Source organism: bacterium, assembly GCA_016708025.1.
Classification (GTDB): domain Bacteria; phylum Zixibacteria; class MSB-5A5; order GN15; family FEB-12; genus FEB-12.
On sequence record JADJGQ010000001.1, the window covers coordinates 1,089,872 to 1,101,005 of the forward strand.

Genomic DNA, 11,134 nt, shown 5'->3' on the forward strand with positions numbered 1-11,134 from the left:
CTTTCGCCGGTGCTGGTGAGAGTCTATATTTTGGCCGCAAAGCAAAGAGGAATATCCGCATGTACCGTATGCTCGTTATTGTATTCGCGATTCTGCTGGTGAGTCTGTCGGCGACGGCCGCTACGACAATCGAGTGGTGGCAATTCTGGACTGATCCGGGGATCAAACCGACGATCGATTCGCTGGTCGAGGCGTTTGAAAAGGGGAATCCGGATATCCAGGTAAATGTCACAGATCTGACCTGGGCGAACGGCCAGGAGAAGATTGTGATCGCGATGGCTTCGGGGACAGGGCCCGACGTGATGGAGTTGGGGTCGGATTGGATCGCGCAATTTGCGGATAAAGGGCATCTGGCGGAGATCGGTTCGGATATGTCGGCAGATAGCGGTGAGTTTTCCGGTTGGTCGATGTCGACATATCAGGGGAAGCTGTACGCCAAACCATGGATATTGGGGACGCGGGTCTTGTTCGCCAATCGCGACCTGCTAAATAGAGCTGGGCATAAACAGGATTTTGTGCCGGTTGAGTTGGTGCAGTGGCGCGATGCGATGAACAAGATCGCCAAGCTGGGGCCCGGGATCTAAGGATGGGGCTCTAATGTGGCAGAGAAGCATCGACTCTATAAGAAATTTCTCCCGTTCTTCTGGTCATGGGGCGGGCAGATATTCACGGAAGATGGGAAGTATTGCATCATATCGTCGGAGGATGCGATCGCCGCTCTGACTTTCTACAAGCGGATCCATGACTCAATCAGTTTTGTGGGGGATCAGCGGTCGATCGAGGATGCGTTTTTGGATGGCAAGATCGGGTTTATCATTTCCGGAGATTGGCTGTTGAAGCGAGTCGAACTAGAAAAGAGGAATATCAATCTTGCGGCATTCCTGATGCCGGGCTGGGGATTCCCGGGACGGTCGTTTTTGGGAGGTGAGTTTTTGGCGGTGAATGCAAAATCCTCCAAGAAGGATGCATCGATAAAGTTCATTGATTTCATGACTTCGCCTGAAGCGCAATTGGCGTTCTGTAGGGCCAACCGTTCAGCCAACCCATCGAGCAAAGTGACTCAGAAGGACGCGTATTTTTCATCGAATCCGATCCTGGATGTATTCATCAAGCAGATGAGGAATTCGATTCACCCACCGGTTGACCCAAACTGGCCGGCGTATGAGGATGCGATCGAGGCGGCGGTAGAGGACGCACTGTTTGGCAAGGGTCTCCCCGCTCAGGCGCTCCGAGACGCCAACAACAAGATCATGGAGATCAAGCGGCGGAATGCGAAGCCATAAGTTCATTGCCTATCTCTATACCCTTCCGTGGGTGGTGACCTTCCTCCTCTTTTGGACCTTCCCCCTCATCTATTCCTTCCTGATGGGGTTTACCGACTATCAGTTGCTGGACCCTGAATACAATTGGGTCGGCTGGCAGAATTACCGCAGTCTTTTCAACGATCCTGAATTCATTGGTGCGCTCAAGAATACATTCATATTCGCGTTTGGTACGATTCCGGTGACAACCGTCGCGGCATTGCTGCTTGCGCTGTTGGTCAATCGAGAGTTTAAGGGGCGGGGGCTGTTTCGCGCCGGGTATTTTGTACCATCGATCACGTCGCTGGTGGTGGTCTCCCTAATCTTCTGCAATCTGTACAGCCGGGATGGATACCTGGCGATGCTGGCGCAGATGGTTGGACTGGATGTACCGACCAACGGATTTCTTTACGATAGCGGGACGGCGCTGTATGCGATCATGGCGATGGATGTCTGGATGTCGGTCGGGTACTACATGCTGATCTTTCTCGCGGGGCTGAAGTCGATACCGGATGAGCTGTATGAGGCGGCGGAGGTGAGCGGGGCATCGCCGATGCGCCAGTTCTTATCTATCACGCTCCCTCTACTAAAGCCTGTGGCGCTATTCATTATAGTTATCAATTCGATAAAGTCATTCCAGGTGTTTGTTGAGATATTCGTGATGACCAAGGGGAAGTTCGACACGTTGACCTCGGTCTATTTCATTTATGAACGCGGGATGACGACGCGGTTTGAATTCGGGTATGCTTCGGCAGCGGCATATATTCTGTTTGTGATCATTGGGATCTTCTCCCTCGCCCAGTTCCTGTTGTTCCGGCAGCGGAAGGAGTACGGATGGTAGGGAGAGTTGGGGCGGTCGGGCAGACGATACGGTACGCCGTGTTGGGCGCTATCCTGATTGGGATGCTCTTCCCGTTCGGCTGGATGGTGCGGGTATCGTTGATGGAATCGGGGTCGCTGAGTAATATCGGTCTGTTCAGCGGCAGTTTTACGCTGGAGAATTATATTGGGTTGTTCGAGCAGACCAGTATGGGGAGATACTTCTTCAACTCGATCCTGGTCGGACTGGTGGTGACGGTCGGGAATCTGCTGTTTGGGTTTATGGTGGCTTATGCTCTGGCACGGTATCAGACGTTGCCGAACAAGCTGCTCTTCTTTTCGGTGATCGTCATCCTGATGATCCCGGCACATATTGTCATTATTCCGCTTTATTTGATGGCGGTCAAGGCGAAGATCTACGACAGCTACTGGGCGCTTATTTTGCCGTGGGTGGTGAACCCGATCGGGATATTCCTCATGAAGCAGTATATCGAGTCGATTCCCCGATCGATGGAAGAGGCAGCCCGGATCGATGGTGCGGGAGAACTTCGCATTCTCTTTACGGTCGTGATGCCGCTGTGTAAGCCGGCTATGGCGGTACTGGCGATTCAGGTGTTTTTCACGAACTGGAACTCCTTCCTCTTTCCGTATATCCTGACGCAAAGCGAGTCGGTGAGGACACTGCCGGTTGGGCTGGCGATGCTCCAGGGACATCAGGCGATTGACTGGCAACACCTGATGGCGGGTTCTACGGTGGCGGTGCTTCCGGTACTGGTGCTCTTCATTTTTCTGCAGCGGCGGATTGTGTCCGGCATAACTGCCGGAGCGATAAAGCAATAGCCTTCGCACGAGTATCTCCGATTTATTCCTACACGAGCAACCGGTAGTCTCAAAAATCATCGAGATTCGTATGTACTGCATATAAGGGACAGGAAAGGAGATTCCCCATGATGCGTACGCTGGCCATAATGGCAGTTCCGCTCCTGTTAATCGGATGCGGGGCGAACAAAAAGTATGTCAATGAGCAGGTGACAGCGGCAGAGGAGCGCGCTGCGGCCCGTTTGACGACATTGGAAGGACGAACCGACGACAATGCACAGCAATTAGTGCAACTCCAGTCGTTGGCGGCGGAACTATCCCGCAAGACAGACATGGCAATCAACCAGGCTGCCGGGTTCGAAAAGTACCAAGTAGTCTGGCAAGGCGAGGTCTCTTTTGGGTTCGACCAGTATGATGTCGAACCGGATGGCCAGGTGGTCCTGGACGAAGCAGGCCGTGAGCTAATGGCGCGACCCCGGTCAATTGTTGAGATCGCCGGGTATACCGACAGGACAGGTAGTCGCGAATACAACTTTGTCCTGGGACAACGTCGAGCAGATGCAGTGAAGCGGTATATCGGCGATAGTTTCAGTATCGGGATGTTCCGGATGTTCACGGTTTCGCATGGCAAAGAGAAGGCAACTGGCTTGACGGATGAACGTCGCTCCAATTCGAAGCAACGTCGGGTGACCGTGACGGTCTGGGCGCCACCATCGCCGGAGACAGCACAGGCAACGCCCGGACAGTAGCAGGAAATCTTAACAGATCAGTGAATTGAGACGGCCGCGGAAAGATCCGCGGCTTTTCTCTGTGGCGACTATTTGAAGATCATCTCGATGCCGGTAGTCTCAAAACGAGCCCGGACGGAGATGGTATCGCGATGAATGGCGGAGGTCTCGGCAAGGCTGAAGGGATGGAGCGAGCCGCTGTTGCGGGTACCATCGCGATTGGAGTCAATGAAACCCGAGAGAAGGTATTTGCCGGCGGGGACGTTAAGGCTGAATTCCTTCCCCTTCACGGCCACGGTGTCGGAGTACTTATTGGTGATCTCCCGAAAAACAAGAACGGCCGGGTCGGTGATCTTCTCCCTCAACCTGATGGCAACGGTTCCCGAAACGAGGCCGAGCGAATCGGTATTCAGGGTCTTTATCACAAACTCAGTCAGAGAATCTCCAAAGGGGTTGCCAGCCAGGTCGACGAGTTCAAACTCGGAGAGGCGCAAGGTATACGTGTGTCCATCGAGCATAGTGTCAGGAATGATCTCAAGATGGAGTTGATCTCGCCATTGATTGCGGGTCGCTACCAGAACAGAATCTGAATGAACGAGCTGGATGGTTTCCGGACCGAACTTGCTGGTGTCAAGCGGCTCACTGAATGTCAGCGAGATAGAAACATCGGTGGCAAATATAGCTCTGTCGCTCGGGAGATGTTGAATAATAGTCGGGGGTTCGGTATCGGGGAGGTCGCGGACATTCAAGCTATCGTAGACGAGACTCGAGTCAGCTCTTAATGGGAGAACCAAAGAATAGGCGCCGGCAGGAATTCGCCCGTAGGCGAGGGTAACGGTCGAAGAGAGCATATCCTCGCTCTCAAGCATGGCAGACGCCGGGTAGATCTGCAGAGAGTCTGCGAGTGATGTTAGGATTGCATCGGACAGATGAGTCCGCAGATACTCGATTGAGTAGATGTCCGACAGCCGAATGCGAGCCATTCCACTCAGGTTAAAACTGACTGAGACAATCCCGATGGCGGAGCTGTCCGAGGTAGTCACTGCCATGACGAGGCTGTCGATGAGAATATCTCCCCCAACGGCAATTGGACGGTCCGGGATGGCGAATGCTTCGCGCTTGGAGCCAAAGCGTTCATCTTTGTTTTTGTCAATGAAGGCGATCAAGCGGTTCTGAAGATCGGGAAGGAACTTGAAGGTGAAGTACCCCTTGGCATCAGTCACGGTCAGGTAGTCTGGATAAAGTGAGTCGAGCGGGATTGAATCGGTGAGCCGATCCTCTTGCCACAATCCAACCAACATACCGGCCTGAGGGGCATTGCCGGAAAGGATCTGTCCGGCGACTCGTCCGGAGTCAAGAGTCGGTCCAGTGCTGAAAGCGATGGTCATGGAGCTGTCGAGCCGGTTATTGCGGAGATCGGTGACACCGGAGCCGAGCGAAACGACGGTGGTTTGGTTGGGTGCGAACGGTTCAGCCAATGTGATGGAGAGCCGGTCGCTGTGCCACTTGATCTTTGGGTCTGCGGCAGGTCGCGGTGAAATATATATCTGTTTACCGGTGGATGACTGGACCCGCTCAGAGAAATAAATCTCGATGGTATTGCCAGAGGGGACGGCGGTCGAGCCATTGGCCGGGAGGGTTGAATCAACGCGAGGAGCACGCTTGTCCGGTTCACCGCCGGGAGGAAGCTGGACCTCGGCGCAACTGAGCAGGACGATCAGACTGAGAATGGTCAGTCCGGCGAGAAAGTTGAAGGGAGCCCGACCGGAAGAGGTCACTTCCCCAGTTTCTCCTTGATGATTGCGTTGCTGGAATCGAGATCGAGGGCGCGTTGCCACCAGAGGCGTGCCTTGTCTTCGGAGTGTACCGCTTTGTAGGTGTCACCAAGGTGATCGAAGACGGTAGCATCGGAGACCATACCGGCCGCTTTCTCCAAGTGGATCAGCGCTTCATCGTACATGCCCAATTTGTAGTACACCCAGCCGTAGCTGTCGAGATAAGCGGCATTGGCGGGCTGAAGAGCGAGAGCTTTTTTCAATCAGCGTGCGGGCATAATCAAGTTTCTCTCCCCGGTCGGCCAGCATATAGCCAAGGTAATTGAGGGCCTGGTGCTGCATGGAGTCGGCTTTGAGGATCGATTCAAAGACGGTGATAGCCTCGGGAATATCTCCCTGCTGTTCATGAAACGCGCCGAGCGCAAATGTAATTCGTAACGTGTCGGCGGCGGATCTGACTTTTGCGAGGCCATCCTGATAGCACTTCAACTCATTTTCGGGTTTCTTGAGTTGACGAAAGGCGAAGGCGAGATCGATCCAGTTTTGTGCAGAGGTATCTTCGACAGCGACGACCCGCTGGAATTCATCGCGAGCACGTTCGTACTGTTTCTTGAACATCGCGATGTGGCCGAGGTAGTAGTGATTGAAGACTGCCTCTTCCCCGCCGCGGACCAGATCGCTGAATATTGAGTCAGCCTGGTTAAGAGAATCGACGCGGAAATAGAGGAGGGCGAGTCTTCGGACCGATGGGCGATCGAGCGGTGCCAGTTCGACGATCTTCCTGGCGTGTGGCAAGGCGAGGAAGAATGAGTCGCGATCGACATACAGGCCGACCATTTGGCGATGCAGGAGGATATTCTCCGGGTCGATCTCCAGTCCTCGCTTGTAGATCAGTTCGGCGGAGTCGGGCTGGTTGTTCAGCGAGTAGATCTCGCCGAGCCCGGCGACCGACATCATATTGTCAGGAGAAGGGCTCGCCTCGATGGAACGTTGGAAGGATTCTTTGGCCGCGGGGATCTCCCCTCGCTGTGCCTGAACGCGACCCATTTCGTTCCAGACGCGATAGTTGGTTGGGTCGATGCGGACAAGATTTGCATATGACCAGAGAGTCGAGTCGATATCGTTGCGCGCACGGTAGGCCGTGGCAAGAAATGAAAAAGCCTGCGCGTTATCCGGTTCGAGACTAACCAGATTGAGAAAGGCGCGGCGCGCGAGGTCGGGGTTGCCAAGAGCCTGATAACAGGCGGCCTGAAGGCGATATCCGGAAGCATCGAGTTCTTTCAGGAAGGCAAGTTGAGCGAGGGCCTTTTCCGGTTCGCGGAGGCGATAGTAAACCTCGGACAACGAGTAGCCAAGTTCGTACGACTCCGGATAATAGCCAAGTGCGATCTTATAGTTTTCGGCGGCGCTGTAGAGGTCTCCCATCTGCTCGAGGAGAACGGCGTTAACAAATGCGTTGTACGCAAGCGGGTTAAAGCTTTGGCCAGCTGCGGTCAAGTTCGCCAGGGTAATGCGCATGACTTGCGTGCCGGTATCCGGCGGCACTTGCGCCCGAGCGGTGGATCCCGAGAAACCGAGGAGCGCAACGATCAGCGCGAGGGTATGGAGAGTTCGTTTCATTCCGTAACTTGCCTTGTCGATCACTTTCTCATTATACAGACGTCGGTCCAGTCGGAATCCTAGCGGGTGATCTTCAGGAACCGTCGTTTTCCGACCTTAAGAATCACTTCCCCCTGGGCGAGTTCCTTATTGAAATCAAAGGCGAAATTTGGGTCAGTGATCTTGAGGTCGCCGATATGCACACCGCCACCTTCGATAAGGCGGCGCCCCTCACCATTCGACTTGGTCTGCCCTGCCGCGGTAAGGATGGCGACCAGAAGTGGGGTCTCCCCCGTTATGCCGTGCTTTTCAAGCTCTGTACGGCTGATCTGCTCGATCTGGTCAGGCAACTGCTTTTGCGAGAAGATGCGCTCGAACTCGTCGCGGGCGGCTTTACCGGAACCGGAGGGATGGTACATTTCGACCAGACGTTCGCCGAGTTCTTTTTTCAGTAACATCGGATTGGTCGTCTTGTCTGCCAAAAGCGTTTTTATCTCGGCCAATCGTTGCAAGTCTACATCAGAAGCCAGTTCGAAGTAGTCGTAGATCAAGGCATCGGGAATGGACATGACCTTGCCGAAGATCTCTTTTGGAGTGTCGGTGATGCCGACATAGTTGCCGAGCGATTTCGACATTTTCTGTATGCCGTCGGTTCCGACCAGGAGCGGCAGGGTGAGGATGCACTGGGGTTCGACACCGTAGGCTTCCTGAATGACACGACCGGCCAGAAGGTTGAATTTCTGTTCGGTACCGCCGAGTTCGACATCGGAGCGGATGGCGACCGAGTCATACGCCTGCATAAGCGGATAGAGCAGTTCGTGCACGGAGATCGGTTCGTTCGCCTTAAAGCGTTTCGTGAAGTCATCGCGCTCAAGTAGCCGGGCCACAGTGTATTGCGCGGCTAACTTCATGACTTCAAGGAACTCCATCTTTTTGAACCACTCGCCGTTAAAGCGGACCTCGGTTTTAGATTTGTCGAGTATCCGGAAGAACTGTTGTTCGTACGTCTCGGCGTTTTTGAGAATTTCGGCGTAGCTCAGTTGTGGGCGAGTCGAATTGCGGCCGGACGGGTCGCCGACAGAGGCGGTATAATCGCCGACGATCAGGACGATCTGGTGCCCAAGATCCTGCAAAGTTTTGAGTTTGCGGATACCGACAGTATGACCAAGGTGGATATCGGGTGAGGTCGGGTCAAAGCCTTGCTTGACGCGGAGGGGGCGTTTTTCGGCGATAGCGCGCTTGAGTTTGAGGTGAAATTCGTCCAGGGGTAGGAGGTCGACTGCTCCGCGGGAAATCAGCTTCCATTGCCGATCGAATTCGGACTCAACCCAGGGTTCAAACGATGTGGCGGTCAAGAATGTCACCTCCGTGGTCAACTCAAGGAGAATATCGGCATATAATAGTCGAGACTTACGCCAAAGGCGGTATGCCGAACTCCGCCCGGATAGGTCAGAGCATAGCAAAAATGAGAGCAAAAAGCAATCAGGTAATGACTTACCACGGTTCGTCTTTTACCTTGACTGGGCTTCATCAAAGGTGGTAAATAGGCCGCATGGCTTGGTTCCCCCAGATCGATCTTCATTCCGCAACGATGCAGCGACGGATCCGGAATATACTGGTAGTGGTTGCCGGTATCCTGATGATCCTGTTTGTGCTATTAGTGGCGAAGACATACGACGTCTACCAATCTGAACTTCCGTCATTCGAGCAACTCCACAATATAGAGCCGAGTCTTTCGACGCGGGTGTACGACCGGAATGGTGTGCTGCTCAAGGAGTTCTATTCGGAGAATCGGGCATTGACGCCGTTTGCGGACATGCCAAAGCCGTTGATCGATATGTTGCTGGCCTCGGAAGACCAGCAATATTATAACCACTGGGGGATCAATCTGAGGCGAGTGGCGATAGTCGCGTTCACCAATATTCTGCATCTTGAGATCAAGGCGGGGGCATCAACGATAACGCAGCAGTTGTCGCGGATGCTATTCCTGAACCAGCGCCAGACGCTCGAGCGCAAGATCAAGGAAGCGCTCACGGCGATCAAGCTAGAACGGACCTATTCGAAGGAAGAGATACTGGAGATGTATCTCAACCAGTACTATTTCAGCAGGGGGGCGTATGGGATCGCGGCGGCGGCACATCTGTTTTTCAACAAGCCGGTATCGCAACTGAATGTCGAAGAGTGTGCGGTGATCATCGGATTGCTGAAGGGTCCGAATATCAATTCGCCGTTCAACAATCCGGACAAGGCGCTCAAGGCGCGGAATCGCGTTCTATATAGTTATTACGAAGAGGGGCATATCGACCGAGTGACTTTTGACAGCCTCAAAGAGGAGCCGATCAAAACCGCTCTGCCGACAGAAAACGAAGGTATTGCTCCCTATTTCACCGAGACGATTCGCCAGTATATCCTGAACAAGTATGGCGAGACGATCCTCTACAATGGTGGTTTGAAGGTATACACTTCGCTCGATGCAGGCCTTCAGCGCGTGGCGGATCATGCGATTTCCAAGAAGATAGATGAACTTCGCGAAGAGATCCGCAAAGAACGCGGGACAAAACATCCGGACTATACGATAGCGGTGACAGACAGTGTCACGGGCAAGACAACGCGAGTGCCGAAGTTGGTGCAGGGGGCGTTTGTTGCGATTGACAATGAGAATGGGGATGTGATCTCATTGGTGGGTGGGCGGTCGTTCCGGGAGTCGGAATATAATCGCGCGGTGCAGGCGCTCAGACAACCGGGGTCATCATTCAAGCCGTTTGTGTATACGGCGTGCATTGACAACGGGTATAAGCCGACGGATATCGTGGATGATAATCCTCTGGTGTTGAACATACCGGGCGCCGGTGAATGGCGTCCGCACAACTATGACAGCAAGTTCCTTGGGCCGATCACGATCCGGGATGCGTTGCGGCAGTCGCGCAACCTGGCGAGTATTCGGTTACTTCTGGATGTAGGCCCGGAGCAGGCGATCTTCTATGCCAAGCGGATGGGGATCACTTCGCCGCTTCAGGCTGTCCCTTCCCTGGCGATCGGCGTGAGCGAAGTCAAAGTCATCGAGCTGACCTCGGCGATCTCGACGTTCCCGAACAAGGGGATACATATCCCCTATCGCATAGTCCACCGGATAGTGGACCGATACGGGAAAATACTTGAGGACAATACGGCGGTGCAGAAAGAGGAAGCGCTGTCGTCGCAAACCGCCTATATCATGACGAATATGCTGCAGTCTGTGGTGGATGCCGGGACGGCGGTACGTGCTCGCGCGATGGGCTTCAGCCGGCCAGCGGCGGGGAAAACGGGGACCTCGGACAATTTCTGCGACAACTGGTTTGTCGGGTTTACGCCACAGATAACGGCCGGAGTCTGGGTCGGGTTTGACGACAAAACTTCGCTCGGCCAGTCCGAAGATGGTGGTCGTAACGCGGTTCCGGTCTGGACCGAGTATATGCTGGCGGCGCATGATTCGCTGCCAATCATGGAATTCGAGGAGCCGGAAGGGATAGTGCATCTCGATATCTGCCCGGAATCCGGTGAGTTGGCAACGCACCGTTGCCCGAATGTCCGGAGCGAGGTATTCCGCGAGGATAACCAGCCGACAGAGGAATGCCATCTCCATCCGGCTCGCGGGTACCGGTTTGGGGAGCCGGACCGTCGAAAAAAGGACGACCGTTCTCATTTTTGAAGTTCTTCCCTGCTGATGGTTCTCTATTGACAGTTTTAGGGCGGGAGTATACTTTCAGGGTTCAAATTGACTTTTGCCGGAGTGGTGAAATTGGTAGACGCAGGGGACTCAAAATCCCCCGTTCGCAAGAACATGTCGGTTCGATTCCGACCTCCGGCAGAGAAAATCCAGCGGACAGTTGAATCAGGTTTGTTTGTGGCGGCGACGTCGCCAGTCGGCGGCGTGCTTTTGGATCCAGTCCATAGCGGCTGAAGCACCGAGATCGGTGCCGGCCTTCTCCGATTCTATCCACTTGTGTTTTTCGATCTCTTTCCACTGTTCTTCCAGATCCTTGCGCAGTCTCTCATGCCGCCACTTTTCAGCATGATTCACCAGCCAGTGAGCAATGGCGTAAGCCATGCCGAC

11 protein-coding genes and 1 tRNA gene are annotated in these 11,134 nt (G+C 54.1%); 7 read left to right on the plus strand and 5 right to left on the minus strand.

Going from position 1 to position 11,134, the window contains the following annotated elements; all coding sequences use genetic code 11:
• The first annotated feature begins 59 nt into the window (after positions 1-59).
• From IPH75_04875 to IPH75_04895, 5 genes are all read left to right on the plus strand, one after another.
• Positions 60-584, plus strand: coding sequence for an extracellular solute-binding protein (locus IPH75_04875; protein MBK7141397.1), 525 nt, complete (start codon positions 60-62; stop codon positions 582-584).
• 15 nt (positions 585-599) lie between these two features.
• Positions 600-1,283 carry an extracellular solute-binding protein gene (locus tag IPH75_04880; protein MBK7141398.1) on the plus strand — a complete coding sequence of 228 codons (684 nt, stop codon included), beginning with the start codon at positions 600-602 and terminating at the stop codon, positions 1,281-1,283.
• Positions 1,270-2,142 carry a sugar ABC transporter permease gene (locus tag IPH75_04885; protein ID MBK7141399.1) on the plus strand — a complete coding sequence of 291 codons (873 nt, stop codon included), beginning with the start codon at positions 1,270-1,272 and terminating at the stop codon, positions 2,140-2,142. Before IPH75_04880 ends, IPH75_04885 begins: the two co-directional genes overlap by 14 nt.
• A complete protein-coding gene (locus tag IPH75_04890; GenBank protein MBK7141400.1) occupies positions 2,136-2,960 on the plus strand; it encodes a carbohydrate ABC transporter permease in 825 nt (274 codons plus the stop codon). The genes IPH75_04885 and IPH75_04890 overlap by 7 nt, the downstream gene beginning before the upstream one ends.
• A gap of 107 nt (positions 2,961-3,067) precedes the next feature.
• Positions 3,068-3,688 (plus strand): OmpA family protein, encoded by a 621-nt coding sequence (locus tag IPH75_04895; protein ID MBK7141401.1) that lies wholly within the window; start codon positions 3,068-3,070, stop codon positions 3,686-3,688.
• A gap of 68 nt (positions 3,689-3,756) precedes the next feature.
• Here the strand turns inward: IPH75_04895 and IPH75_04900 are convergent, their stop codons facing one another.
• From IPH75_04900 to IPH75_04915, 4 genes are read right to left on the minus strand one after another with little or no spacing between them, the layout of a single operon-like run.
• Positions 3,757-5,445, minus strand: a complete 1,689-nt coding sequence (locus IPH75_04900; protein MBK7141402.1) for an Ig-like domain-containing protein — start codon at positions 5,443-5,445, stop codon at positions 3,757-3,759.
• Complete coding sequence (locus IPH75_04905; GenBank protein ID MBK7141403.1) at positions 5,442-5,645, minus strand: hypothetical protein; 204 nt, start codon at positions 5,643-5,645, stop codon at positions 5,442-5,444. The genes IPH75_04900 and IPH75_04905 overlap by 4 nt, the downstream gene beginning before the upstream one ends.
• Entirely contained in the window at positions 5,617-7,062 is a 1,446-nt protein-coding gene (locus IPH75_04910) for a tetratricopeptide repeat protein (protein ID MBK7141404.1), read from the minus strand. Before IPH75_04910 ends, IPH75_04905 begins: the two co-directional genes overlap by 29 nt.
• 59 nt (positions 7,063-7,121) lie before the next feature.
• Positions 7,122-8,396, minus strand: a complete 1,275-nt coding sequence (locus tag IPH75_04915; GenBank protein MBK7141405.1) for a tyrosine--tRNA ligase — start codon at positions 8,394-8,396, stop codon at positions 7,122-7,124.
• Positions 8,397-8,593: 197 nt separating this feature from the next.
• On the opposite strand from IPH75_04915, the gene IPH75_04920 reads away from it, so the two are divergent.
• Both IPH75_04920 and IPH75_04925 read left to right on the plus strand, forming a co-directional pair.
• Positions 8,594-10,729 (plus strand): PBP1A family penicillin-binding protein, encoded by a 2,136-nt coding sequence (locus IPH75_04920; protein MBK7141406.1) that lies wholly within the window; start codon positions 8,594-8,596, stop codon positions 10,727-10,729.
• A gap of 75 nt (positions 10,730-10,804) precedes the next feature.
• Positions 10,805-10,888: transfer RNA gene (locus IPH75_04925), tRNA-Leu, on the plus strand.
• A gap of 24 nt (positions 10,889-10,912) precedes the next feature.
• Here the strand turns inward: IPH75_04925 and IPH75_04930 are convergent.
• A complete protein-coding gene (locus IPH75_04930; GenBank protein ID MBK7141407.1) occupies positions 10,913-11,128 on the minus strand; it encodes a hypothetical protein in 216 nt (71 codons plus the stop codon).
• Positions 11,129-11,134: the final 6 nt, after the last annotated feature.